Below are 23,796 nucleotides of genomic sequence, written 5' to 3'. Positions count from 1 at the left end.
GGCGCTGCCCAACAGGGGGCAAATCCACCGCTCGCCGGATGTAACGGGTAGCAATTTCAGCCCCGATGGCGATTTCGAACGAGCGACAGCACATAGCTCAGCCGGGCACGCGAAAGCATTGAAAGCACGATAATGTAGACAAGCCCGGATACCGGCACTTCGGCACCAACGCGTGCGAGGAGGGATGCTCCGCTCAGGTACCAATTCATCCCCGCGATGGAAGCAACCATCAAAGTTGAAGCCGCCGCCGGCGGGAAAAACTGGCGCAGATAGTTTGCCGGCGAAATACCGGTCAGCTTCGTGACCATCGCGATCGGCACAGGCCAGGTGATCAAGGTTTTCACGGCGATTGCCGATGTGATTGCCGTGATTCCATAGGGGTAGAACAGCAGCACGACCGCGATGTTGGAAAGCTGTGATGCGAGTTGGTACCAGAACCACCAGTCGCTTTTGCCCTGGCTGGTGACCAGGGCGCTTTGCAGGCTTCCGATGCAGCCCAGAAGGCTTATGGCGCAAAAGACCTGTATCGGTGCGACCGCTTCCGCCCAATGCGCTCCGAAGAACTCGGGGATCGCGTCGGCGGCGATTGCCGCGAGGCCGACAAAGGCGGGGAAGGAGATGGCCGCGGAGGCGAACGTCCCGAGCAGAAAGGCATCCTTCAGCTTGCCTCGCTCGTTTTGAAGCGACGACAGTAGCGTGTAGGAAACGCCGCCAAGCGCGCCGGCTATGATGTCGTTGAGCATGGAGCAGACGCGCTTGGCGAAATTGAACACACCGAGCGACGCGGGGCCGACAAGCGCCCCGATGATGATCTGGTCAATGCTCATCATCTGCAGGAAACGGCTGCCGGAAGCGAACATGCCATAATGCGCGAGATCGATCACGGACTGTGCGCGAATGTCCAGGCCCGGCCGCCAGCCGGCGCTCCAGAAGGCCGCGACGCATGAGACGACGGAGATCAGCAATTGCGAGACCGCCAGCGCCCACAGCCCGTATCCCATGATCAGCATGACAACGCACAGGACACCGGAGATAGTCGCGGCGATTGTCGTCCTCATTGCCGTCAGTCCGAACAACATCGACCGTGTGATCAAGGCGTTGGGCACGGCAGCGGCAAGGTCGAAAATCACGCGACACCCCAACAGCCGCAGCAGGTTGACGATATCAGGCTGGTTGACGAAACCCGCTATTGGTGCCGACAGCACGAACAGCAACAGATAGATGATCGTCGCTGAGCCGATGCAAAGCCAGAACGTGGTGTCCAGGTGTGTTTTTTGGAGAGCCGAGCGTTGAACGACGGCATCGCCAAAGCCGCCCGGCGCGAAGGCGCTTGCCAGCGCGGCGAGCCCGCCCGCCAGCGCAACCAAGCCAAAATCGGCGGGCAGCAGATATCGCGAACTCATGATGAAGACGAGACTGCCGGAAATGGTCGGGACCGCCGCATTCACGGTTGACCACAACACCCCGCGCACAGCGGCAATCGAACGGCGTGACGACAGATGCGCGTAAGCGATATCGTTCATTGCTGATTTCCATGGCGAGTGACGCGCGCACAGTTGGTCGCGGCATGATGGGCACAAAGATGCTGGAGAAAGCGCCGGCCTTGGTGGCGTTCAAAAGATCGGACCTCCACCTTGTCCAAGCAGATGCAAGACCTGTTCGCCACGCCGGCAACCCCCTGTTCGGGTTGGGCTCCAGACCATCAGGTGTGACCTTGTCGGCGTGGATAAATCCACAGCGCGTGCCTCGCGACAAAGCGCGATCACGATTCCCCAAGCCCGATGCCTTGCCCCAATTCCCGTCCAAGATGTAGGACGATTTCATGCTGCGGTGCAATATGCGGAATTGCTAAATTTTATGTCAGTGGATCAACGTGGGATTGTCGGGCGCATGGAGGCCCCCAAAACAGGCCTTTGAGCCGCTGAAAACCGCCAGAAAGGGCGTTCGGAGGGCTTGTCCTGCCGGCGTGCTGGACATCACCCCAGATAGCGATCGACGTTTTTTGCTACACTGCACCAAAAATGTTGCGATGCAGCAAGAGCTGTACTAGCATCCCCGTGGGTGGGCCAACAGCGGTCGAGTTTTAATGCTGCATGTCTTGTACCTTGTGCACGATGTTTCCGACCCGGCAGTGCGCCGGCGGATCATAATGCTCAGGGCAGGTGGGGCCCGGGTCACGCTCGCGGGCTTCCGTCGCACTATCAATCCTGTTTCGGATGTCGAGGGACTGCGGCCGATTGACCTTGGCGCGACGCGCGACGGCCGATTCGGCCAACGCATGGCCGCGGTCGCCAAGGCGGCGGTTTCGATCGGCTCGAAACTTGGGAACATGCCCAGGCCCGACCTCATCATCGCGCGCAACCTGGAAATGCTGGCGCTGGCCCGGCGCGCCAAGTCCGCGTTCCAGGCAACGGTGCCGATCGTCTACGAGTGTCTCGACATTCATCGCCTCGTGCTTCGTGACGATTTTCTGGGCAAGGCGTTGCGTGGCACGGAACGTTATCTGGCCAGGGACGTAAAACTCCTTGTGACCAGTTCGCCGGCCTTCATCGCCAATTATTTCAAGCCATTCGGACAGATCGCGGCTCCCGTCGAGCTGCTTGAGAACAAGTATTTCGAAGCCTCGGCTGTTTCGCCGGATGATCTTGTGGCGGCGGAAAACCCTGTCGCTCCGCCGTGGCGGATCGGCTGGTTCGGCGCATTGCGCTGTCGCCGTTCGCTAGAACTCCTGGCCGAATTCTCGCGTCGGCTCGACGGACATTTCGAAATCATCCTGAGGGGCCGCCCGGCGCTGTCGGAATTTCCGGACTTCCACGCCTTCGTCGAATCCGAACCGTGGCTCTCGTTTCGCGGACCGTATCGCAATCCCGAGGACATGGCGGCGATCTACCGGGAGGTTCATTTCTCCTGGGCGATCGATTTCTTCGAGGATGGGCAGAACTCCCAATGGCTGCTTCCCAATCGCCTCTATGAAGGCTGCCGCTTCGGCGCCGTGCCGATCTCGATGGGCAATACCGAAACCGGCCGATTCCTCAAGCAGCAGGACATCGGCGTCTTGTTGCCTCAGGCCACGCCGGAAGCGCTCGAGGCGGCCGTTGGAAAAATGGACGAGCACCGTTTCGGGAAACTGCGGGGGCGTGTTCTCGCCCGCAATCCCCGCACGTGGAGCCACGATCGCAACGATTGCCAGGCGCTCGTCGAGAAACTCCGAGGACTGGCCGCCAGGCCGGAACCTCTCATTGCCGAAGCGCTGGCTTAAGCGTGGTCAAGGACGGACATGGGCTGATGACGCAAACCGAAATGCTTCCATCCAGCCTGATCGTTATCCCGTGCCTCAACGAAGCGGGCCATATCGGTGCGCTGCTGCGGCAGCTTCAGCCTGCGGCCGCAAGGCTCGGCGCCAGCATCGTGGTCGCCGATGGCGGCAGCACCGACGGCACGCTGGCGATCGTGCAAGGGATCGCCGGCGAGGACGCGAAGGTTGTCCTGCTGCACAATGAAAAGCGCATCCAGAGCGCGGCCATCAACCTCGCCGTCGCGACGTTCGGTGAGCGCGCGGAATATCTCATCCGCATCGATGCTCATGGCGGCTACCCAGCGGATTACTGCGAACGGCTGGTCGAGGAGGCGCTGGCCACCGGCGCGGACTCGGTCGTCGTCTCCATGCTGACCAGCGGCAGTGGCGCTGTCCAGAAGGCGGCGGCGGCGGCGCAGAACTCGAAGCTCGGCACCGGCGGCTCCAAACATAGGCACCTCTCTGGTGGAGAGTGGATCGATCATGGTCACCACGCGTTGATGCGCATAGCGGCCTTCAAGGCCGTCGGCGGCTATGACGAGACGTTCAGCCACAACGAGGATGCCGAGCTTGATTATCGCCTGCGCCAGGCCGGCTACCGGATCTGGATGAGCGGCAAGACGCAGATGGTCTACTATCCGCGCTCCTCCCTGAAGGGCCTCTATTTCCAGTATCTCGGCTATGGCCGGGGCCGCGCCAGGAATGTCCTCAAGCACCGCGTGATCCCGAAGGTCCGGCAGATGGTGCCGCTTCTGGTGTTTCCGGTGGTGCTGCTGGCGGCCTTCTCCTTCGTGCATTGGGTGGCGGCCTTGCCGGTCCTGCTGTGGGCGTCGGTCTGCCTCGGCTATGGCGTCCTGACCGCCATCCGCCAGCGCAATCCCAACATCGCGCTGGCCGGTGTTTCGGCGATGGTCATGCATTTTGGCTGGTCGGTCGGCTTCTGGCTGCAGCTTCTCGGTCTTGGCTCGCGGCGCGGGGTGGCGTGATGAGCGCAGCCGGGAACACGAGCAGCATCGACATATGCGTCTGCACATTCCGGCGGTCGGAACTGGCCGACACGCTTCGCTCGATCGCCGCGATGGACATGCCCGGGGGATTCGACGTTCGCGTCATCGTCGCCGACAATGACGAAACGGCTATGGCGGAGCCGCTGGTGATGGCGCTGGCGAATGAATTGAAGCTGCCGGTCATTTACCGGCATGCCCCGGCGCGCAACATCTCGATCGCGCGCAACGCCTGTCTCGATGCCAGCACATCGGATTTCGTCGCCTTCATCGACGACGACGAGACGGCATCTTCTCAATGGCTCGTCGAACTTGTGGCAGTGGCCGAGGCCGATGGCGCCACCGTCGTGCTCGGTCCGGTGCGGGCCCTCTACCGACCCGATGCGCCCCGCTGGATGCGCAAAGGCGATTTCCACTCGACCTTGCCGGTCTGGGTCGGCGGCGAGATCCGCACCGGCTACACCTGCAACGTCCTGCTTCGCATGGGCGATGAAAGCCTTCGCGGCCGCCGCTTCAGCCTTGCGCGCGGCCAGACGGGCGGCGAAGACACCGAATTCTTCGATCAGATGGTCAAGGCCGGCGGCTGGATCGCCTTTGCGCCGGAGGCCTGGGTGGACGAGGTGGTGCCGCGTTCGAGAGCTGCATTCGACTGGCTTGGTCGCCGCCGCTTTCGCGTCGGCCAGACCCATGGGCACCTCCTCGGACGCAATGCGAGAGGCCTTGCGCTGGTCAAGGAAGTCGGCCTTGCCTCGGCAAAGGCGGCCTATTGTTTCGCCTCGGCGATACCGGTTGCGATCAGTCCTGTCCGCAGGAACCGCAGCGTGCTGCGCGGCATCATGCATGTCGGGGTCGTCAGCGGTCTCGTCGGCGTTCGCGAACTGCGCCTCTATGGCCAGCCCTCGCCACGGGAAGGGGGCAATCGTGCAGCCTGACGTCAGCTTTGTCATCGCGGCGTACAATGCCGAGCGGACGCTCGACCGGGCAGTCGCCAGCGCCATGGCCCAGAAGGGCGTCAGCGTCGAGATCATCATCGTCGACGACCAATCCAGCGACATGACGCTCGACGTGGCGAATTCCTATCCGGGCGACATCGTGCGGGTCATCGCGCTCGCCCAGAACCGAGGTCCTGGCGGCGCCAGGAATGCCGGCCTCGACGCCGCCCGTGGCAGATGGATCGCGGTCCTCGATTCAGACGACGCTGTTTATCCCGAGCGCATGTGCGCGATGATCGCACGTGCCGAAAAGGCCGGCGCCCAGGTCGCCGTCGACAACATCCAGGTCATCAGCGAGGATGGTACTCCGGATGCCACGATGTTTCCGGCCGGGTACCTGCAAGGCCTGAAAGAGATTTCACTGGCCAGCTATATCGCCGGCAATGTGGTCTTCGAATCCAAGTTCAACCTCGGCTATCTCAAGCCGATCTTCCTGCGCCGGTTTCTGAACGAAAACCGGCTTCGTTATGATGAAAATTTGATCATCGGCGAAGACTACATCCTGCTGGCCGAGGCGCTCGCCAAGGGCGGCAAATGCGTCGTCGAGCCGGCGACCGGCTACATCTATCACATCCGCACGGGCTCGATTTCCCGCGTGCTTGAAATCCACCATGTCGAGGCGATGCGCAAGGCTGATGCCGCCTTCGCCGCGACCCATTTCATGGACGACGAGGCCAAGGCCGCATTCGCGCGGCGCAGCCGCAGCCTGCGCAAGGCGTCGTCGTTCCTGTCTCTGGTTCAACACATCAAGGCGCGGTCCCCGCTCAAGGCGATCCGGACCGCGCTCATGGATCCGGCGGCGGTCAGGCATATGGGTATGCCGATCGCTGTCCGGTTGCGAAGGGTGGCGGCGCAATTTGCCGTCGGCGCGGGGAGGTAAGGGGGTGGGTACATGAGAATGCTTCTTCATGGCCCGCAATGCGTTGAAATTGATCTCCTCAGAAGGAATTTGCGATGAAGAAAATCAGGAAGGCAGTCATTCCGGTGGCGGGGCTTGGAACACGGTTCCTACCGGCGACGAAATCCATGCCGAAGGAAATGCTTCCCGTCGTCGACAGGCCTGTCGTGCAGTATGCGGTGGACGAGGCGTTCGAAGCCGGTATCGAGCACATCGTTTTCGTGACCGGTCGCAACAAGGCGGTCATCGAGGACTATTTCGACCTGCACCCTGAATTGATCGGAACCCTGGAGCAGACCGGCAAGAAGGCCCAGCTCGAGTCGCTGGAAAGCCTGCTTCCCGTGGCCGGCGCCACGAGTTTCATCCGCCAGCAGTCGCCGCAGGGCCTCGGCCACGCCGTATGGTGCGCGCGCGAGGTCATCGGCAACGAGCCCTTCGCATTGCTGCTGCCGGACATGGTGTCCTTCGGCGGGCGGGGATGCCTAGCTGAAATCACCGATCTCTATGCCGAGACCGGCGGCAACGTCATCGCCGTCGAGCGTTGCGATCCGAGCGAAACCAGCAAATACGGCATCGTCGGCTGCGGCGCGGATGTCGGCGCGGGCTTCGAGGTGACGGCCATGGTCGAGAAGCCGGCTCCGGCCGATGCGCCGTCCAGCTACTACATCAACGGCCGCTATATCCTGCAGCCCGAGATATTCGCCCTGCTGGGCAATCAGCAGCGCGGCGCCGGCAACGAAATCCAGCTGACCGACGCCATGGTTCGGCTCGCCAGGAGCCAGGCTTTCTTCGCCCGGCCCTTCAATGGCCGCATGTTCGACTGCGGCTCGAAGGAAGGGTTCATTCAGGCCAATATCGCGTTCGCACTGGCGCGAGACGACATGAAGGGGCCCATTTTCGAGATGCTCCAGGAGTTCGTCCTGTCGCATGAACGCCGCGAGGAAGCCGCATAATGCCCATTTTCTGGATGCATTCTCCCGAGGCCGGTGGCTCAGGAAACGCCTTTGCGTTTGGTCGCTCAGAAATAGCCCGGGCTGGCATGAAGTTTGCGTTGCATACTTTGCCCCCGATCTTCGAGGCCTAGCGCCTGCAACCTAGAATTGGACCGAAGATGAACTATGCCAACTTTCCTCTCGACAAGAGGATGCCGTTGCCGAATTCGGATGCAGGAGACGGCGAAGACTTCATCGACATCGAGCGCCTGCTTAGCATGGCCGCGCGGCAGGCGAAGGTGGTTGCCGTATGTGCCATCATCGGTCTTTTTCTGGGGGTGCTCTATCTGCAGACCACACCACCCAAATACGCGTCGTTCAGCAGCGTGCTGATCGACGAGGGACTGAACAAGATCGTCGATGACATCTCGGCGGCGTCGGTCACCATGCAGACCGACTCCGCCATCCTGAGTCAGATTGAAATTCTGACGTCAACGCGGCTCGCGGCCGTGGTCGTCGACAAGCTGAAGCTCGACCAGAACGACGCCTTCATGAACCCGCCGATGTCGGCCCTGGCGAAGGGCATGGGCTTTGTTCGCGGCCTGATCCAGTACGTGCATCCCAGTTCTCCCACGATTGGGGGGACAGACATCACCAAGCTCGACGCGGCCACGCGCGATGCGCTGATTGCTTCGTCGCGCCGCGACTATGCCATCCTCAAGCTGCAGAGCGAGATACGGGCCGAGCGCACCGGGCGAAGCTACGTGATCGCCATCGGCTATCAGTCGACGGATCCGGCGCTGGCAACCGCGATTACCAAGGCCTACGCCGACGCCTACCTTGCCGACCAGCTCGATGCCACTTTCGACGCCACCGAGCGCGCGGCGGTCTGGCTGCAGGGCAGGCTGACGGAACTCCGCGAAAGCTCTCAAGCCGCATCCCTTGCGGTTGAGAAGTTCAGGGCCGAGCACGGATTGGCCGCCAACAGCGACGGCCAGCTGATGAGCGACAAGCAATTGTCGGATATCAACGCCCAGCTCATCGCCGCACAGGCCGACACCGCCCGCGCCAGCGCCCGCTACCAGCAATACAAGTCGATCGTGGACAGCGGTTCCGACAACGCCTTCAAGGATGCCGCCATATCGTCGGACCAGCCGAGCAGCTCGGTCATCGCGGGGCTCAAGACGCGCTATCTCGCGGTCACCAAGCGGCTGCAGGATGTGGAAGCCAATTTTGGTTCCCAGCACCCACAGGCCATAGCACTCGCCAAGGAGAAGGCCGACATATCCACGCAGATATTCGGCGAGCTGAAGCAGCTGACCGAAAGCTATCGCAACGAGTACGAAGTCGCCCTGGCGCGTGAGACGGCGCTCAGGGCCAATGTCGCTTCAGCTGCCGGCCAGAGCTCCCTCGACAACCAGACGCAGGTCAAGCTGCGTGAGCTGGACCAGCAGGCGACGGCACTCAGCACGCTCTATCAGACGTTCCTCAGCCGCTACGAGGAGGCCGCCCAGCAGCGGTCCTTCCCGGTCGGCAAGATCCGCATCATCTCGGACGCTTCAATGCCCTCGGGCGCGTCAAGCCCCCGCACGACCGTGGTGCTTGGCCTTTCCCTTGTGCTCGGCCTGCTGATGGGCGCGGGGTTCGGCGGCCTGAACGAGTTCAACGAGCGCTTTTTCAGGACCGGCGAGGACATTCGCGATCGCGTCGGCCTGAAATTCCTCGGCTATCTGCCGATGATCGGCAGCAAGCTCCGCAAGGACGAAAAACCGGCTGAAGGCGAGCCGGACACCAAGACCGCCAAATCATCGTCCGCCGCCGAAAGGCGGGCGCGAATGCGGGTGAGCGTGGATGCCCCGGCATCGATGTTCTCCGAGACGCTGCGCAGCGCCAAGATCGCCTTCGATGTGGTGATGGAAGGGCATGGCAGCCGGGTCATCGGCGTGATCTCGGTGCTTCCTGGTGAGGGAAAGTCGACGGTCGCGGCGAACCTGGCGGGTCTGCTTGCCGCCAACGGGTCGAAGACCCTGCTCATCGACGGCGATCTGCGCAACCCCGGCCTCAGCCGCGGCCTTGGCATGGAGGCCGAGCAGGGCCTGATGGAAGCGGTCGTGAATGGACAGACCTGGCAGTCCGTCGGCAAGATCGACCGGCAGACCAAGCTGGCGATCATCCCGGCTGTTGCGCGCGGTCATTTCTCGCATACGAGCGAGCTTCTCTCTTCGGCGGGAATGCGGCGTTTCATCGACAACGCCAAGGAAACGTTCGAATACATTGTCGTCGATCTGCCGCCGTTGGGTCCGGTTGTCGATGCCAAGGCCTTTGCTCCCCTTGTCGACGGCTTTGTGCTCGTCACCGAGTGGGGGCGCACGCCGCGCAACATGGTGCAGTCGATTCTGAGGTCGGAACCCTATATCGCCAACAAGATCGTGGGCGCCGTCCTGAACAAGGTCGATTTGAAGAAGCTGGCCAAATACGGCGCGATGGGCGGTTCCGAAAAATTCTTCGACAAATATTCGTCCTACTATCTGGAAAAGTCGGACGTGCGGGCGAAGGAAAATGTTTGAATCGCATGACCTCGGGGATCGATTCCCGAGGTCTTCGGCACGGCGGCAACCAGCCCGTCCTACAATCCGATACCACGCCCCTTCAGCGCCTCGGTGATTTCGTCGAGGATCACCGGGTCGTCGATGGTCGCCGGCATCGTCCACGCTTCCTTGTCGGCGATCTTCTGCATCGTGCCGCGCAGGATTTTTCCCGAGCGCGTCTTGGGCAGGCGCTTGATGGTCACAACCGTCTTGAAGGCGGCGACCGGGCCGATCCGCTCGCGCACCAGGCCGACCACTTCGCTTTCGATAGCACTGCTGTCGCGGGCGACGCCCGCATACAGCACGACAAAACCAAGCGGCACCTGGCCCTTCATCGCGTCGGCGATGCCGATGACGGCGCATTCGGCCACGTCTGGATGCGCGGCCAGCACCTCTTCCATGGCGCCCGTCGACAGGCGATGGCCGGCGACATTGATGATGTCGTCGGTGCGAGCCATGACGAACAGATAGCCGTCCTCATCGACCATGCCGGCATCCGCCGTCTTGTAGAAGCCGGGGAATTCTTCGAGATAGGCTTGGCGAAACCGATCGTCGGCATTCCATAGCGTCGGCAGGCAGCCGGCCGGCAGCGGCAGCTTGACCACCACATTGCCCAGCGTGCCGCGCGGCACTTCATGGCCGGCATCGTCGAGCACGCGGATGTCGTAGCCCGGCATCGGCACGCCGGGCGAGCCGTATTTCACCGGCAGCAGACCAAGGCCAGCCGGATTGATGGTCATCGGCGACCCGGTCTCGGTCTGCCACCAATGGTCGATCACCGGTACGTTCAGTTTCTGCTCGGCCCATTTGATGGTGTCCGGATCGGCGCGCTCGCCGGCGAGGAACAGCGTACGGAATTTCGACAGGTCGTATTGGGGGACGAACTCGCCCTTGGGGTCCTGTCCCTTGATCGCGCGGAAAGCCGTCGGTGCGGTGAACAGGGCGACGACACCATGCTCGGCGATGACGCGCCAGTAGGTGCCGGCGTCCGGCGTGCCGACCGGCTTGCCCTCGAACAGCACGCTGGTGCAGCCATGCAGCAGCGGTCCGTAGACGATATAGGAATGGCCGACCACCCAGCCGACGTCGGATGCCGCCCAGAACACTTCGCCCGGCTTGACGCCGAACTCGTTCTCCATCGTCCATTTCAGCGCGACCATATGGCCGCCATTGTCGCGCACGATGCCCTTGGGCTGGCCCGTCGTGCCGGATGTGTAGATGATGTAGAGCGGGTCGGTGGCAAGCACCGGCACACAGTCGACATTGGCGCCGGCGGCACGCTCTCGGGCGACGGCGTCGGCATAGTCGATGTCGAAATTTTCCTTCAGGTCGCAGCGCAGCTGGTCGCGCTGCAGGATCAGGCAGGCGTCCGGCTTGTGGCGGGAAATTTCGATGGCCTTGTCGAGAAGCGGCTTGTAGGCGACGATCCGGCCTGGCTCCAGGCCGCAGGATGCGGAGATGATCAGCTTCGGTCTGGCGTCGTCGATGCGGGTGGCAAGCTCATGCGAGGCAAAGCCGCCGAACACGACCGAATGCACCGCGCCGATGCGAGCGCAGGCCAGCATCGCGATGGCCGCCTCCGCCACCATCGGCATGTAGATGATGACACGGTCGCCCTTGCCGATGCCACGGTTCTTCAGCACCGAGGTCAGCGCGACGACCTCGCGTTTCAGCTCGGCATAGGTGAATTTCCTGACCGTTCCGGTGATGGCGCTGTCATGGATCAGCGCGATCTGATCGGCGCGTCCGCCCGCTACATGGCGGTCGATGGCGTTGAAGCAGGTGTTGCAGGTGGCGCCGGTAAACCAGCGTCCATAGACGCCGGCGCTCGCGTCGAACACCTTGTCGTGGGGCGAATACCAGTCGATGGCACCGGCCGCGTCCGCCCAGAACCTTTCCGGGTCGCGTTTCCAACCGTCATAGACCTCGTGATAGCGTGAAGCCATCCGCATCCTCCCCAGGACCATTGCCGTCTTGCCAATAGCCTATGCTGGTTTTTCCGGCGATGTCTTCCTGCATTTTCGTCTGGGACGGGCCAAGGTCGGGATATCCGTCCGGATTGCACACGCGCGCCATCGGGCGAACGCGTCACCCCATGACCCGATCGTAGGGATTGATTGCTGCGGTAATACCCGGTGCGCTGCTCGCGCTTTCGGCCGGAATCGCCAAGGTCGGCGCTTCCGCTTCACGGCGCATCGTCGGCTTTTCGCTTGATGGCAGCGCTTTCTTGATACCGGCGCGTCGAGGACCGACATCCGCACCGGCCGCGTCGGATGACTTTTGAAGTACACCGAAACTGGCGCCGCCGCTCCCAATCGCGCTCCGCCAGTAGGATGAAAGGCGATTGCTCTAGATCGGCATGGCCACAAGCATGAGGCCCAAGCCGCCGAAGATCAAAATTGCTGTCGCTAGCACTTTCCGATGGCGTTCGAAGGCCGTCGGAGCTCGCTCCCAATTGTAACGCATACGCTATCTCCCCAAGACAGGTGCCTTCCTTACCTTACTTAAGGGAAGGAAGGCAACGGCCTTGCCGGCCGATCCGCTTGCTGGTCACGCAGGATTGACGATTATTTCTGGGACGAATTCGTTCGCCAATTGGGGGGGCGGCAATCTTGCGACCGGGCAAGAAATAGTCGGAATGCAGAACTGCATGAGCCCGCGGGCCAGTCTTCACCGGCGGGCCGATAGACAGCGCGGCACCGCCGCGCTATCTGCATTTCGAGGGATACTGCATGGGGTGGGGTTGGTGATGGAAGTTGCCTCTGAAACGATTCTGCGGCTGGCGGACGACGCCTCCGTCCAGCACGTCGGCGACGGAGCCGTGGTGCTGCTGGCGCGCAGCGGCCAGCTCTATACTTGCAACGGCACGACCGAGGCGTTTCTCGACAAGGTGGATGGCGCGCGCAGCCTCGACCAGATCGTCGGCTTGCTCAGCGCCGAGTTCGAGGTCGACAAGGACACGCTCGACCAGGACATGGCGGCATTGGCCAGCGATCTGCTGTCGGAAGGTATTCTCGCCGCTCCGGGCGCGTGATGGCCGACGGACCGATCCTGCGTGCCCTGTTTCGCTGCCATGTGTGGGCAAGCGCGCGATTGATGCCGCTGCTGGTCGCCAATCGCAGTTTCGAGGCCGTGCTCAAATGGGCGCCGCTCAGTTCGCCGACCCTCTACCGGGGCCTGCCATCGTCTTACATCGTTTCAACGGTGAACCGCGCGGTCAGGCGTCCGTGGCTGATGCGTGACCGTAGATGCCTGCGGGAGGGTCTGCTTGCGCACCGGTTTCTTCGTTTTGCCGGCTTTGATCCGGAATTGCGCTTCGGCGTTGATCCGAAATCGATGCAAGCGCCGCGCATGGCCGCGCATTGCTGGGTTTGCCTCGACGGCAGGCCGGTGGTCAGCGACAGCCTTCCCGGAATGGTGGAAATCTACCGCCACCATGCCCATTCGGGAAAGGCGCGCGCGGCATGACCGGGCCGTCAGTCCAGGCCTGTTACGCTCTCAATGGGCAGGTCATCGGCATATCGGCCGAGCGTCCGGACCTTTGGCTGGACTTCGACAGGATGCTCGGCAGTCTGCGCATGGCCGCCTGTGCCGAACCGGGCTTTCACGTCCGCATTGTCGAGACGGCGCTCCTGCAGGAAACGCCGGGTGGATCTTTCGTCTTCGACGGCGAAGTGCCGGAGGACGGCCCGTGCCGCATGTTCCAGGACGGCGAGATCATTCATCTGGTCTTTCCCAGCCAGACGCTTTCGATCCATGGCAGCGAAGGCTGGGCTGAAATCCGCGTCCGTCCGGACACCAGGATCACCTGGACCGCGTGGATGCTGCTGCTTGACGCGGCACTGGATGCCGGCGGGCAGCACATGCTTCACACCGCTGGGTTGACGATGCCGGACCGGGACGCGATTGTGCTGATCCACGCGCCGAGCGGCACCGGCAAGACCACGACATCGCTAGCGCTTGCCTCGCAAGGATTCGGCATCTGTTCGGACGATGCGATGATCGTGACCGGAGCATCGGCGAAAGCGGGCGCCTGGGGCTTGCCGCGCCATGTGAAGATCCACCAGAAAACCGCCGAGATGCTTCCGTTTGTTTCGCCATGCCTTGGCACCTTGTGGGATAGCAATGGCGAGCAGGCGGTTTCGCTGGAACACCTGCGCGAGATCGTGCGGGTCGAGGATTCAAGCATCAGGCCGGTCATTGCCGTCCTCCATCTTGCGCGTTCGCCGGATAGCCAGAGCCGGCTTGTCGCCATGGCCAGAACCGATGCGATGGTGGCGCTGGCGGCGGACAATGTCAGGACCGGCATGACCGGCCTGCTGCCTTTGCAAAAGCGCCGGCTGTCGACGATCGCCAAACTGGTAACCGCCGTTCCGACCTACACGTTGGAAGTAGGCGCCAGTCCTGCCGATGCAGCGGCGCTGATCTCGGCTGCGTTGGCGGGGCAAGGTTAGACCGTTCAGGCGAAGCGCGGCCTGGGTTTGGCAAGCCTCTGGATCCAGCGGAAGGCGTCGCGGCGCAGGCGCGAGCGCATCTTGTCCCTGGAGTTGACGTTCAGCAGCGTATTCCCAGTGATCAGCCGCTGGGCTAAGCGGATGCCGAGATCGGGCTTGATCCGGCTGGCGAGTTCAAGCGCTCGTCTTTCGTCGAACAGCCTGCCGGTCACGTTGAGCACGGTCGCCAGTTCGAGTTCGATGCCGGTCATGCGGGCAGCATCGAGCAGACGCGCTTCGGCGTCCGGGGACCGCAGCGCGCGCACGCCTTGCAGCACGTCGACGCAAAGCTGCAGCCGATGGAATTTGTGCCCGCCGGCGGCGTGGACGATGGCGATCGTCAGCAGCGCTGCTGGCGTGTCGCTTGCCTCGCCGTCGATCGCACGCAATTCACGGTACCCCAGCGACAGCCGCCGCCGCATGCCGGTGTCATGCACGAGGTCGCCATGCAATTCGACCAGCAGGCTCGAATTCTCCTTTTCGAGCCATTTGAATTCCTGCAGCTCATAGGATTGGGCCTCGTCACCGCCAAGCTCGAAGCCGCATGCCGCGATGGTCCGGTTGGCGTCGGCCAAACGGGCCGGTTCGACGAGGATGTCGATGTCGGTAAACGGCCTGTCGGCGACATTGCGATAGAGCTTTCGCGCAAAGACCGGTCCCTTGACGATCCGCGCCGGAATGCCGTTGGCGGCGAGCGCCTTCATGATCCGGTCGCCGTGGTACTGCAACAGCATCGATTGGCCGGTGATGATCGTCGCCTTCTGGCGCAGGCCGTGCAACGTCGCCTGCAACGCCGCGTCCCTCGGCAAGTTCTCGTCACCGCGCTCCCGGAGTTTGCGCAGCATGACGGGCAGGGTGCCATGGAACTCCGCATTGGCCAGCAAGGCCGACAGGGTGTCGGCCGAATCAGTACTGTCGCCAACGATCAACGCTTCCGGATCGGCGTAGCGCAGCAGCAGCTTTTTGTTGGTCGGCGAAAGAGGAGGCAGCATTGTCCAGGCAGTTTCGTCAATGAGTGGGGTGTTCCAGAAAGAGGGTTGCAGAAAAGCGGAGCCGAAGCCAGAGCCGCTCTTGCGAGTGGGCGACGTATATGTTGATTTGCACTGATTGTTATTGGGCAAAGGGAATGGCATGAGCAAGAAAGCCTATCAAGCGCCGGTGCTACGCAAGGCAGGGAAATTGTCCGGCGTCACAGCTGTCTCCAATACGTCCCTTCCGGCAGGCTGACCGCAGTACCGTTGAGCCTGGCGCCCGACATTTCGAGGCCTTCCCAACTCACGTCGTTTGACAATGATATTCGATGCTACATGCCCCAGCGCAACGCGGGGGCATGGACTGGCGCGTCCCACAGGCTGGTCGTTTCTGCGTCAAGGATGGTCAACGTGATCGAGCATCCGGCCATGTCGAGCGAGGTCACATAGGAGCCGACTAGCGAGCGGGTTATGGTCACGCCGTGCTTCTCGAAAATTCGGCGGGCGCTGTTGTACATCAGATAGAGCTCCATCAGCGGCGTGCCGCCAAAACCGTTGACGAACAGCAGCGCCGGGCCTTTCGCCTTGTCGCCCAGATCGCCGATGATCGCGGCGCAGATTTCCTCGGCAATCGCATCGGCGCTTTTCAACGTGTCGCGTCGGCGACCGGGTTCGCCATGGATGCCGACGCCGAACTCCATCTCGCCTTCGCCGATGTCGAAAGTCGGCTTGCCCGCCGCCGGCACGGTGCCGCTGGTCAGCGCCACACCCATCGAACGGGTGGCCGCATTGACGCGGTCGCCCAGCGCTTTCAGCGGTGCCAGCGCCAGGCCATGCTCGGCCGCGGCGCCGACGATTTTTTCCACCACCAGCGTGCCGGCGACGCCGCGCCGGCCGGTCGTAAAGGATGAATTCTCGACGGCGACATCGTCATTGATCACCACCTGCAACACGCCTTCCGACATTTCGGCGGCCATGTCGAAATTCATGACGTCGCCCTCATAGTTCTTGACGATGAACAGGCAGCCGGCGCCGGTATTGACGGCCGCCGCCGCCGCCAGCATCTGGTCGGGCGTCGGCGAGGTGAACACCTGGCCGGGGCAGGCGGCATCCAGCATGCCGTGGCCGACGAAACCGCCATGCAGCGGCTCGTGGCCGGAGCCGCCGCCGGAGATCAGCGCCACCTTGCCCGACCGCAAGCTCTTGCGGCGGATGAATTTGTGCTCGTCACCAAGCACAAGGATGTCGGCATGGGCGGCAACGAAACCGTCGAGGCTCTCGGTCAGCACCGTGTCCACCGAATTCATAAATTTCTTCATGGTGTCCTCCCAAACAACCCGGCAAGAAATATTCAGCTGCCACCCTTGCCGGTGATGCTGGTAATCTTCTGGATGAAGTCATTCACCGCTTTGTCGAGCGCGGCGTTCTGCTTGTCGTCGCCGAAATCGGGAACGATCAGTGATACATGCCGCGTCTTGCGCATGCCGGCGGCCACCGAGATCTTGCCGGGATGCGCCTGGTGGTAGGCGGCGAGAAACTGGTCGCGCTCGGCCGGGCTGAAATGGCAGACTGAAAAAATAGCCGGCAAATGTTTTGACGGAATCGGGATCGAATAGGCGGGGCTCGAAATCTGCGTGACGAAACTGCGGTGTTTGCCCAGCGCGTCGGCGAGGCGCTGGCGCATGCCGGACGGGCGCTGGTCGATGACGTGCGACAGGATCGTCTTGTAGGCGCGGATCGCCTCTTCGGAACCAGGTTCAGGCGTCTTGTCGACCATGCCAGCCATGCCTAGATCGAAACGTCCGCGATGGCCGCCTTGGCCATGGCGAGTTGAGCCGGCGCGACGGACAGATCACGCAGACCTGCTTCGAGCAGCGAGGGGATCGAGGCTGGATCGCCACCGGCATCGCCGCACAGGCTGACCGGAATCCCGCGTTCCCGTCCGAAGGCCATGACCGAGCCGATCAGCCGCAGCACCGCCGGATGACGAACAGAATTGAGATGCGCGACAGTGGCATTGTCGCGCGCCGCCGCCATCACATATTGGGCGAGGTCATTGGAGCCGATCGAAAAGAAGGCTGCTTCGGTAAAAGCCTCCGGCATGATCGCCACCGAAGGCACCTCGACCATGATGCCGAGCGGCGGCATCTTGTGTGGGATGCCGCGAACATCGAGCGCGGCCCGCTCCTCGGCGAACATCACCGCCGCCTGCCTGTATTCCTCCACAACAGCGATCATCGGGAACATCACTTTCAGACTGCCGTGGATGGCGGCGCGCAGCAGTGCCCGGATTTGTACACGAAACACCTCCGGCCGCGCCAGCGACAGCCTGATACCGCGAAGGCCGAGGAACGGATTGCTTTCTTCCACGGTGAAACCGGGCACCGGCTTGTCGCCGCCGGCGTCAACGGTGCGGATCGTCACCGGCTTCTCGCCGGCCCATTCCAGCACCTTGCGATAACAGCGATACTGCGTCTCCTCGTCCGGCAATGTCTTGCCGAACAGGAATTCGGTGCGCATCAGGCCGACACCGTCGCAGGTCGCAATGTCGATGCCGTCGACATCGGACGGATCGGCGATGTTGACCTGAACGCGCACCGCCGTGCCGGCTTTCGTCAGCGCCGGCCGCGCCAGGAACGTCCCGGCCCGGTCGCGCCGCGCCGCGAAGGACAGAGACGATTGGCGAAAGGCATCGATCTCGGTCCTGGAGGGAGAAAGCACGATGCCGCCATGTTCGGCGTCGAGCAGCGCTGTGCCGGCAGGATTGGCCGACGAGTGGCCAAGCCCAACCACCCCAGGCCCGACCACCCCAAGCCCAACCACCATTGGCACGCCACGCGAGCGCGCCAGCATGGCGACATGGCTTGCCGTGCTGCCGGCCTTCAGAGCGATGCCACCGCCGCCGCTCCAGTCGGTTTCGAGAAAACGCGTCGGCGCGATGTCCTCGCCATAGAAGATGGCGCCCGCTGGCGCCTGGATATCGCCGTCCGCGGTCAAGGCGCGCAGCACCTGGTCCCTGATATCGCGGATGTCGGCGGCGCGCGCCCGGAAGTAATGCTGCTCCGAACTCTCGTATCCGCCGATTTCGGCGTCGAGCGCCTGTCGCCATGCGGCATCGGCCGGCTGGCCGGCCGCGATCGCGGCAAAGGCCGGGCTGCTCAATGCGTCGTCCTCCAGCATGGCGACCTGGAATTCGAGAATGCCGGCCGCGTCGCTGTCGGCCGTTTCGATCAAGGCAGTGAGACGAGCCGTTGCAATGCCGATCGCGGTTTCGAGCGCTGCTTTCTCGTCAGCGGCGGTTGCCTTGCCGGCATAGGGCGATGCGATCCCGTCGAGGTTGAACAACGGCCCCTCGGCATAGCCGGCCGAGGCCGAAATGCCCTGGAGCCTAAGCGGTTCGGGCATGGTCCGCGCCTTCGTCGAAATCCCGTCGCACCAGTTCGACCAGCGCCCCAACGGCATCCTTGGCGCCGTCGCCTCTGGCCCTGATGTGCAACAGCGTGCCCTTCGGCGCCTTGGTGGCCATCACCTTGACGATGCTCTTGGCGTCGAACCATGGGCCGTTGGCGGCAAGCGCTATCTCAACCTCGGCGGCAAAGCTCTTGGCAAGCTTGGTGAACTTCACCGAAGGACGCGCATGCAGCCCAACCTCGTGGGTGATCAGGACGATGGCTTCGGCGGCTGCGGACATGTCTTCAGAATTCCCGTTCACTCACGACGGCGACAGTTCATGCGCCGTCGCCACCACTTCCTTGAGCGAGGCGCCGCCAGAAGCCTCGGTCGCCGCCATCACCGCGCCTTCGACGATCGGCGCGTTGCAGACGATGATCTTCTGCGCACGCGGCTCGCCGATCATTTCCACCGCCATCTCGCTGTTGGTCTCGGCGCCGCCGAGATCGACGAGAACCGCGACACCCGCCTCCGACCACGCCTTCTCGATGGCCGCCATGATGGCTTCGACGCTGGTGCCCAGCCCGCCATGGCCGTTTCCGCCGCACCACGCAAGCGGCACTTCGTCGCCCACCATCTGGCGTACCATGTCGGCCGTGCCTTCCGCGACCAGCGGGGAATGCGACACGATTACGATCCCGACATTGCTCATGCACGTTCCCCGATGGTTTCGACAACGGCGCGCACCAGCAGCGCGGTCGAGCGCGCGCCGGCATCCATGTGGCCGATCGAACGGTCGCCAAGGAACGAGGCGCGGCCGCGCAGGGCCTTCATTGGTATGGTTGCCTCGGCAGCCCTGTCGGCGACATCCGCAATCTCCGCTGCGGTCTTTCCTTGCAACAACGCCTCATGCACTGGCTGCAGCACATCCAGCATGGTTTTCTGTCCAGCTTGCGACTTGCCCCGCGCGGCCACCGCGTCGATCGCCTTGCCAAAAGCCGTCGTCAGGTTGGTGCGATCGGGATCCGCCGAAATCTCCTTGCCGAGCGCCATGAACAAGGTACCGAACAGCGGGCCGGAGGCACCGCCGACCGTCATCACCAGCTTGGTGCCGATCGCCTTCAATGCGTCGGGCAGCGGTTTGGCCGAAAAAGCCTCGGCCTCGCCGCGCACCACCTCGAACCCGCGCTTCATGTTGAGCCCGTGGTCGCCGTCGCCGATCGCCTGGTCGAGCGCCGTCAACGCCTCGGCGTTATCAGCAATCGCATCCGCGGCGGCCGCGATCAGCCTGGAAAGGTTCAACGCCGCCATGTCACCCGAATTCCCGGTTTCCATCCTGCCGGCAGTAGCGAAAGAACTGTCATTCGACAACTCAAGCATGCGTCAGGCCGCGGCATGCAGCGCGGCGACGGCCGCGAAGACCTCGGCCACCGCATGAGCCCCGGGGTCGACCACCCCCTGCAGCTTGCTGCCGACATAGGCGGACCGTCCGGCCTTGGCCTTGTCCATGGCCGCCGTGGCCTCGGCGCCGCGTCGGGCCGCTGCCGCCGCGTCCTCCAGGCCATGAGCGTCGAGCGCTCTCAGGGCGGGCTCCAGGGCATCGACCATGGTGCGATCCCCAGTTGCGGCGCCACCGTAGAAAGTCATCCGCTCAAGCCCCGCAAGCAGCGCCTTGGCCAGGCCGGCGCCGGCATCCAGGGCCTGCGCCGCCGCCGTGAAGAAGATCGACAGCAGCACCCCGCTGGAGCCGCCCATGGAGGCGCTCAGAATATTGCCCAGAGCGCCAAGGGTAGCAGCAGAGTCCGCCAGCGGCAGCGTATCAAGGCGCTCCAGCACGCTGCGCGCACCGGTCGCCACCGTCGAGCCGGTGTCGCCGTCGCCGGCCTTGGCGTCCAGTCCGTTCAATGCCGCTTCGAGTGAAATCAGCCTTTCGCAGACGGTGGTGATGAGGCGTCTGGTGCGTGCGTCCTGGCTGGGCTTGCGTGCCGTGCTTTCGCCGGCGTTTTTGGCCAGTGGCACCACAGCCGGCGCAACGACAGGCTTTGCCGGCATCCATGCGTGCGGGCCGACCGGCTCCAGCAAGGCAGCCTCGCGCGCCGCATCCAGCCGGATCAGCGACAGCGAGAAGCCGTTCATGTTGAGCGCCGTCATCAGCGGTCCAGGGCCGATCGTCAGCTTGATGGTTTTGGCGAGCGGCGAGGCAAGCACGGCGTTGGCTACAAGAGACATTTCGAGCGGCGGCACCGCGCCGAGGTTGTTGATCAGCAAGGCATGGGTAGCCTTCGGATCGAGCCGCGCTGCAAGGCGCTCCGCCATGATCGCGACCAGCCGGTCGGCGCTTTGCACGGCAATGCGTTCGACGCCGGGCTCGCCGTGGATACCGAGGCCGAGCTCGCCATCATCAGCACCAAACCTGTCCTCGTGCGGCTGGCCGGGGATAGAGCAGGACGACAGCGACATGCCGAGCGAAACAATGTCCTTCGCCGCCGCTCGTGCCGCAGCCGCGATATCCGCCAGATCGTGGCCAGCTTCCGACAGATGCCCTGCGATCTTGTGCACGAACAGCGTGCCGGCAACGCCGCGTGGCTGGGCAATGTCGGGGAGCGCGATGTCGTCGGCGACGATCACCATCTCGACACGAAAGCCTTCGGCGCGCGCCTTCTCGGCGGCCAGGCCGAAATTGAGGCGGTCACCGGTGTAGTTCTTGACGATCAGCAGGCAGCCGGCAGGGCCGGTGACTGCGCGGATGGCCGCCAGCACCGCTTCGACGCTCGGCGAGGCAAAGATCTCGCCAGAGACAGCCGCCGTCAGCATACCCTTGCCGACGAAGCCGGCATGCGAAGGCTCATGCCCGGCCCCACCACCGGAGACGACGCTGACCCTTGCCTTGTCCCAATCGGCGCGCAGGATGACCTTGATCTCGGGGTAGCCGTCGAGGCGCGCGAGATCGCCAGCGCCGATGGTCCGCAACAGGCCGTCCAGCGCCTCGGTGACGATCGTTTCCCGGCGGTTGAAAAAGTGCTTCATCGAATTTGTCCCGTATTCGCAATCGTCAATCAGAGGCCGGTGCTGAACCCCAGGGGAAACACCGAAAACCGTTCACATCAGCCCCGTTCACATCAGTCTTTGTCCGTCGGCGCCGAAATAGAGCGGCGAGCGGTAGCGGATCATCACCTTGTCGCCTTGCGCCAGATCGGTGTCCGGATCGGTCAGCGTCACCAGCTTCTTCGGCCCCACCGTCACATGCAGGTGGTTCTGGTCGCCGAGATGCTCGACCCAGTCGACGACGCCGTCGGCATGGCCATTCGTGGCCTTCTCGATCGCCAGGTGCTCGGTGCGCGCACCGATCGTCTTGGTTCCTGTCGGCGCGTCGGCATCGGGCAGCAGCCCGGTGGGCAGAAGATTGATCGCGGGCTGGCCGAGCCTTGCAGCGACATGCAGGTTTGCCGGCTCGGAATAGATGGTTCGCGGCGAGCCGATCTGCACCAGCACGCCGTCGGCGAGAATGCCGATGCGGTCGGCCATCGTCATCGCCTCGATCTGGTCGTGGGTGACATAGAGCATGGTGGCGCCGAGTTCGGACTGGATGCGTTTCAATTCGAGCCGCAGGTCCGCGCGTAGTTTTGCATCGAGCGACGACAGCGGCTCATCCATCAGGTAGATGGCTGGTTTGCGCACCAGCGCGCGGCCGATGGCGACGCGCTGCATTTCGCCGCCCGACAGCTTTGTCGAGCGGTTGGCGAGCTTGTGATGGATGCGCACCATGCCAGCCACTTCCTCGACCCGGCGGCGGATCTGGTCCTCCGGAATTCTTCGTGCCGGCGAGCGCAGCGGAAAGGCGAGATTGTCGAACACCGACAGATGCGGATAGAGCGAATATTGCTGGAAGACGAAAGCGGTGTCGCGCTCGGCCGGCGATAGCGTCGTGGCGTCATGACCGCCGATTGCGATCGTGCCGGCATCCGGCCGTTCCAGCCCGGCGATCAGCCGCAGCGTTGTCGTCTTGCCGGCCCCGGTCGGCCCGAGCAGCACGACGAATTCGCCATCGGCGATATGCAGGTCGAGACCATCGACGGCGACATGGTCGCCGAAACTCTTGGTCACGTTCTTGATGTGCACGTCAGCCATGCTGCGCCCTCCGCTCCGAGGCGGTGTCGTGGACAGCGGTCCTCACCGCGCGGCCGGACCCCTTGTCGAACAGCGACAGCCGCGCGCTGTTCAGTGTCAGGCCGACATGATCGCCGGTATTGAGCCGGATTTCGGCCGGCACGCGCGCCTTGATGATGCCATCCGCCGTTTCCACCGCGACGATCTGCGTGGTGCCGAGATATTCGGTGCCGTAGATAGCGCCGCGTAGTTTGGAGGCATCGTCGAAGCGGATGTGTTCCGGGCGGATGCCGAGTGCCATGTCGCTGGGCGCGATGTCCTCGCGCACCTCGGGCACGGCCACTGTCGCGCCCTGCACGACGATCTCCTTCGCGCCTTTGGCGAGCCCGCCGCCGAACCCCAGGAAATTCATTGGCGGCGAACCGATGAAGTCGGCGACGAACATGGTCGCTGGGCGGTCGTAGATTTCGCGTGGGCTTCCGAACTGTTCGATGACGCCGTGGTTCATGACGGCGATCTTGTCGGCCATTGACATCGCTTCCATCTGGTCATGCGTGACATAGACGGTCGTGGCGTGGATGCGGTTGTGCAACTCGCGCAACTCATGGACCATCAAATCGCGGAATTCAGTATCAAGGGTTCCCAGCGGCTCGTCCATCAGGAAGCATTTTGGCCGCCGCACGATGGCGCGGCCGAGCGCAACGCGCTGGCGATCGCCGCCGGCGAGACCGGAGACGGATTTGTCGAGCAGATGGTCGATGCGCAACAGCTTCGCCGTCTCCTCGACCCTGGTGCGGATTTCGGCTGATGGCATGCCTTGCGCCAGCAGCGGGAAGCCGATGTTCTTGCGCACATTCATGTGAGGGTAGAGCGCGAACAGCTGGAAGACGAAGGCGATGTCGCGCTCGCGTGCCCGCAGCATGGTGACGTCGTCGCCGCCGAGCAGGATCTGGCCGCCGGTCGGCAACTCGAGCCCGGCGATCATGCGCAGCGTCGTCGTCTTGCCGCAGCCTGATGGTCCCAGCATGACGAAGAACTCGCCATCCTCGACAACGAAGTTGGAATCCTGCACGGCGACGAAATCGCCGAAGGCCTTTCTCAAATGTTGGACGCGGATTTCGGCCAT

The 23,796-nt window shown here is 63.2% G+C and carries 21 protein-coding genes; 9 read left to right on the top strand and 12 right to left on the bottom strand.

Going from position 1 to position 23,796, the window contains the following annotated elements; translation table 11 throughout:
* Nucleotides 1-56: 56 nt before the first annotated feature.
* On the bottom strand, nucleotides 57-1,523 hold the full coding sequence (locus ABVQ20_RS19080) for a lipopolysaccharide biosynthesis protein (protein WP_354461051.1): 1,467 nt from the start codon (nucleotides 1,521-1,523) through the stop codon (nucleotides 57-59).
* Between the two features lie 563 nt (nucleotides 1,524-2,086).
* Here ABVQ20_RS19080 and ABVQ20_RS19075 point away from each other — a divergent pair.
* The 6 genes from ABVQ20_RS19075 (at nucleotide 2,087) to ABVQ20_RS19050 (ending at nucleotide 9,688) form a co-directional block, all read left to right on the top strand.
* The gene (locus ABVQ20_RS19075) at nucleotides 2,087-3,259 is read left to right on the top strand and encodes a glycosyltransferase family protein (protein WP_354461050.1); all 1,173 of its coding nucleotides are present in this window, start codon (nucleotides 2,087-2,089) and stop codon (nucleotides 3,257-3,259) included.
* Between the two features lie 26 nt (nucleotides 3,260-3,285).
* On the top strand, nucleotides 3,286-4,281 hold the full coding sequence (locus ABVQ20_RS19070; protein WP_354461049.1) for a glycosyltransferase family 2 protein: 996 nt from the start codon (nucleotides 3,286-3,288) through the stop codon (nucleotides 4,279-4,281).
* Nucleotides 4,281-5,231 carry a glycosyltransferase family 2 protein gene (locus ABVQ20_RS19065; protein WP_354461048.1) on the top strand — a complete coding sequence of 317 codons (951 nt, stop codon included), beginning with the start codon at nucleotides 4,281-4,283 and terminating at the stop codon, nucleotides 5,229-5,231. The genes ABVQ20_RS19070 and ABVQ20_RS19065 overlap by 1 nt, the downstream gene beginning before the upstream one ends.
* Nucleotides 5,221-6,171 carry a glycosyltransferase family 2 protein gene (locus tag ABVQ20_RS19060; RefSeq protein WP_354461047.1) on the top strand — a complete coding sequence of 317 codons (951 nt, stop codon included), beginning with the start codon at nucleotides 5,221-5,223 and terminating at the stop codon, nucleotides 6,169-6,171. Before ABVQ20_RS19065 ends, ABVQ20_RS19060 begins: the two co-directional genes overlap by 11 nt.
* Before the next feature lie 74 nt (nucleotides 6,172-6,245).
* The gene (locus ABVQ20_RS19055) at nucleotides 6,246-7,142 is read left to right on the top strand and encodes a UTP--glucose-1-phosphate uridylyltransferase (protein WP_354461046.1); all 897 of its coding nucleotides are present in this window, start codon (nucleotides 6,246-6,248) and stop codon (nucleotides 7,140-7,142) included.
* Between the two features lie 158 nt (nucleotides 7,143-7,300).
* Nucleotides 7,301-9,688 carry a polysaccharide biosynthesis tyrosine autokinase gene (locus ABVQ20_RS19050; RefSeq protein ID WP_354461045.1) on the top strand — a complete coding sequence of 796 codons (2,388 nt, stop codon included), beginning with the start codon at nucleotides 7,301-7,303 and terminating at the stop codon, nucleotides 9,686-9,688.
* Between the two features lie 59 nt (nucleotides 9,689-9,747).
* On the opposite strand, the gene ABVQ20_RS19045 is transcribed toward ABVQ20_RS19050, so the two are convergent.
* Nucleotides 9,748-11,655, bottom strand: a complete 1,908-nt coding sequence (locus ABVQ20_RS19045) for a propionyl-CoA synthetase (protein ID WP_354461044.1) — start codon at nucleotides 11,653-11,655, stop codon at nucleotides 9,748-9,750.
* A gap of 803 nt (nucleotides 11,656-12,458) precedes the next feature.
* On the opposite strand from ABVQ20_RS19045, the gene ABVQ20_RS19040 reads away from it, so the two are divergent.
* The 3 genes from ABVQ20_RS19040 to ABVQ20_RS19030 are packed head-to-tail and all read left to right on the top strand — an operon-like array spanning nucleotide 12,459 to nucleotide 14,163.
* On the top strand, nucleotides 12,459-12,743 hold the full coding sequence (locus ABVQ20_RS19040; protein WP_354461043.1) for a PqqD family protein: 285 nt from the start codon (nucleotides 12,459-12,461) through the stop codon (nucleotides 12,741-12,743).
* Nucleotides 12,743-13,177, top strand: a complete 435-nt coding sequence (locus ABVQ20_RS19035; RefSeq protein WP_354461042.1) for a lasso peptide biosynthesis B2 protein — start codon at nucleotides 12,743-12,745, stop codon at nucleotides 13,175-13,177. The genes ABVQ20_RS19040 and ABVQ20_RS19035 overlap by 1 nt, the downstream gene beginning before the upstream one ends.
* Nucleotides 13,174-14,163 carry a phosphoenolpyruvate carboxykinase (ATP) gene (locus tag ABVQ20_RS19030; RefSeq protein ID WP_354461041.1) on the top strand — a complete coding sequence of 330 codons (990 nt, stop codon included), beginning with the start codon at nucleotides 13,174-13,176 and terminating at the stop codon, nucleotides 14,161-14,163. The genes ABVQ20_RS19035 and ABVQ20_RS19030 overlap by 4 nt, the downstream gene beginning before the upstream one ends.
* Before the next feature lie 5 nt (nucleotides 14,164-14,168).
* Here the strand turns inward: ABVQ20_RS19030 and ABVQ20_RS19025 are convergent, their stop codons facing one another.
* The 10 genes from ABVQ20_RS19025 to ABVQ20_RS18980 form a co-directional block, all read right to left on the bottom strand.
* Nucleotides 14,169-15,194 carry a nucleotidyltransferase family protein gene (locus ABVQ20_RS19025; RefSeq protein ID WP_354461039.1) on the bottom strand — a complete coding sequence of 342 codons (1,026 nt, stop codon included), beginning with the start codon at nucleotides 15,192-15,194 and terminating at the stop codon, nucleotides 14,169-14,171.
* A gap of 311 nt (nucleotides 15,195-15,505) precedes the next feature.
* Nucleotides 15,506-16,492 (bottom strand): dihydroxyacetone kinase subunit DhaK, encoded by a 987-nt coding sequence (dhaK, locus tag ABVQ20_RS19020; protein WP_354461038.1) that lies wholly within the window; start codon nucleotides 16,490-16,492, stop codon nucleotides 15,506-15,508.
* Between the two features lie 32 nt (nucleotides 16,493-16,524).
* Nucleotides 16,525-16,950: a hypothetical protein gene (locus ABVQ20_RS19015; protein ID WP_354462213.1), complete on the bottom strand. Its 426-nt coding sequence runs from the start codon at nucleotides 16,948-16,950 to the stop codon at nucleotides 16,525-16,527.
* Nucleotides 16,951-16,961: 11 nt separating this feature from the next.
* Nucleotides 16,962-18,578 carry a phosphoenolpyruvate--protein phosphotransferase gene (gene ptsP, locus ABVQ20_RS19010; protein WP_354461037.1) on the bottom strand — a complete coding sequence of 539 codons (1,617 nt, stop codon included), beginning with the start codon at nucleotides 18,576-18,578 and terminating at the stop codon, nucleotides 16,962-16,964.
* Entirely contained in the window at nucleotides 18,562-18,864 is a 303-nt protein-coding gene (locus ABVQ20_RS19005) for an HPr family phosphocarrier protein (RefSeq protein ID WP_354461036.1), read from the bottom strand. Before ABVQ20_RS19005 ends, ptsP begins: the two co-directional genes overlap by 17 nt.
* A gap of 21 nt (nucleotides 18,865-18,885) precedes the next feature.
* The gene (gene dhaM, locus ABVQ20_RS19000) at nucleotides 18,886-19,275 is read right to left on the bottom strand and encodes a dihydroxyacetone kinase phosphoryl donor subunit DhaM (protein ID WP_354461035.1); all 390 of its coding nucleotides are present in this window, start codon (nucleotides 19,273-19,275) and stop codon (nucleotides 18,886-18,888) included.
* Nucleotides 19,272-19,874, bottom strand: a complete 603-nt coding sequence (gene dhaL, locus ABVQ20_RS18995; protein ID WP_354461034.1) for a dihydroxyacetone kinase subunit DhaL — start codon at nucleotides 19,872-19,874, stop codon at nucleotides 19,272-19,274. Before dhaL ends, dhaM begins: the two co-directional genes overlap by 4 nt.
* A gap of 72 nt (nucleotides 19,875-19,946) precedes the next feature.
* Nucleotides 19,947-21,590 carry a dihydroxyacetone kinase subunit DhaK gene (locus tag ABVQ20_RS18990; RefSeq protein WP_354461033.1) on the bottom strand — a complete coding sequence of 548 codons (1,644 nt, stop codon included), beginning with the start codon at nucleotides 21,588-21,590 and terminating at the stop codon, nucleotides 19,947-19,949.
* 87 nt (nucleotides 21,591-21,677) lie between these two features.
* On the bottom strand, nucleotides 21,678-22,691 hold the full coding sequence (locus ABVQ20_RS18985) for an ABC transporter ATP-binding protein (protein ID WP_354461032.1): 1,014 nt from the start codon (nucleotides 22,689-22,691) through the stop codon (nucleotides 21,678-21,680).
* On the bottom strand, nucleotides 22,684-23,796 hold the full coding sequence (locus tag ABVQ20_RS18980) for an ABC transporter ATP-binding protein (RefSeq protein WP_354461031.1): 1,113 nt from the start codon (nucleotides 23,794-23,796) through the stop codon (nucleotides 22,684-22,686). Before ABVQ20_RS18980 ends, ABVQ20_RS18985 begins: the two co-directional genes overlap by 8 nt.

The organism is Mesorhizobium shangrilense (assembly GCF_040537815.1).
In the GTDB taxonomy this organism is placed as follows: Bacteria; Pseudomonadota; Alphaproteobacteria; order Rhizobiales; family Rhizobiaceae; genus Mesorhizobium; species Mesorhizobium shangrilense.
This window is presented reverse-complemented; position numbering and strand designations above follow the sequence as displayed.

Excerpts from the sequence above, each read along its gene's own strand:
- dhaM (WP_354461035.1), bottom strand. The coding sequence starts at position 19,275 with ATGAGCAATGTCGGGATCGTAATCGTGTCGCATTCCCCGCTGGTCGCG.
- ABVQ20_RS18990 (WP_354461033.1), bottom strand. The coding sequence starts at position 21,590 with ATGAAGCACTTTTTCAACCGCCGGGAAACGATCGTCACCGAGGCGCTG.
- ABVQ20_RS19005 (WP_354461036.1), bottom strand. The coding sequence starts at position 18,864 with ATGTCCGCAGCCGCCGAAGCCATCGTCCTGATCACCCACGAGGTTGGG.
- ABVQ20_RS19080 (WP_354461051.1), bottom strand. The coding sequence starts at position 1,523 with ATGAACGATATCGCTTACGCGCATCTGTCGTCACGCCGTTCGATTGCC.
- ABVQ20_RS19075 (WP_354461050.1), top strand. The coding sequence starts at position 2,087 with ATGCTGCATGTCTTGTACCTTGTGCACGATGTTTCCGACCCGGCAGTG.
- ABVQ20_RS19050 (WP_354461045.1), top strand. The coding sequence starts at position 7,301 with ATGAACTATGCCAACTTTCCTCTCGACAAGAGGATGCCGTTGCCGAAT.
- ABVQ20_RS19015 (WP_354462213.1), bottom strand. The coding sequence starts at position 16,950 with ATGGTCGACAAGACGCCTGAACCTGGTTCCGAAGAGGCGATCCGCGCC.
- dhaL (WP_354461034.1), bottom strand. The coding sequence starts at position 19,874 with ATGGCGGCGTTGAACCTTTCCAGGCTGATCGCGGCCGCCGCGGATGCG.
- ABVQ20_RS19070 (WP_354461049.1), top strand. The coding sequence starts at position 3,286 with ATGACGCAAACCGAAATGCTTCCATCCAGCCTGATCGTTATCCCGTGC.
- ABVQ20_RS19040 (WP_354461043.1), top strand. The coding sequence starts at position 12,459 with ATGGAAGTTGCCTCTGAAACGATTCTGCGGCTGGCGGACGACGCCTCC.
- ABVQ20_RS19065 (WP_354461048.1), top strand. The coding sequence starts at position 4,281 with ATGAGCGCAGCCGGGAACACGAGCAGCATCGACATATGCGTCTGCACA.
- ABVQ20_RS19035 (WP_354461042.1), top strand. The coding sequence starts at position 12,743 with ATGGCCGACGGACCGATCCTGCGTGCCCTGTTTCGCTGCCATGTGTGG.
- ABVQ20_RS19045 (WP_354461044.1), bottom strand. The coding sequence starts at position 11,655 with ATGGCTTCACGCTATCACGAGGTCTATGACGGTTGGAAACGCGACCCG.
- ABVQ20_RS19030 (WP_354461041.1), top strand. The coding sequence starts at position 13,174 with ATGACCGGGCCGTCAGTCCAGGCCTGTTACGCTCTCAATGGGCAGGTC.
- ABVQ20_RS19055 (WP_354461046.1), top strand. The coding sequence starts at position 6,246 with ATGAAGAAAATCAGGAAGGCAGTCATTCCGGTGGCGGGGCTTGGAACA.
- ABVQ20_RS18985 (WP_354461032.1), bottom strand. The coding sequence starts at position 22,691 with ATGGCTGACGTGCACATCAAGAACGTGACCAAGAGTTTCGGCGACCAT.
- dhaK (WP_354461038.1), bottom strand. The coding sequence starts at position 16,492 with ATGAAGAAATTTATGAATTCGGTGGACACGGTGCTGACCGAGAGCCTC.
- ABVQ20_RS18980 (WP_354461031.1), bottom strand. The coding sequence starts at position 23,796 with ATGGCCGAAATCCGCGTCCAACATTTGAGAAAGGCCTTCGGCGATTTC.
- ptsP (WP_354461037.1), bottom strand. The coding sequence starts at position 18,578 with ATGCCCGAACCGCTTAGGCTCCAGGGCATTTCGGCCTCGGCCGGCTAT.
- ABVQ20_RS19025 (WP_354461039.1), bottom strand. The coding sequence starts at position 15,194 with ATGCTGCCTCCTCTTTCGCCGACCAACAAAAAGCTGCTGCTGCGCTAC.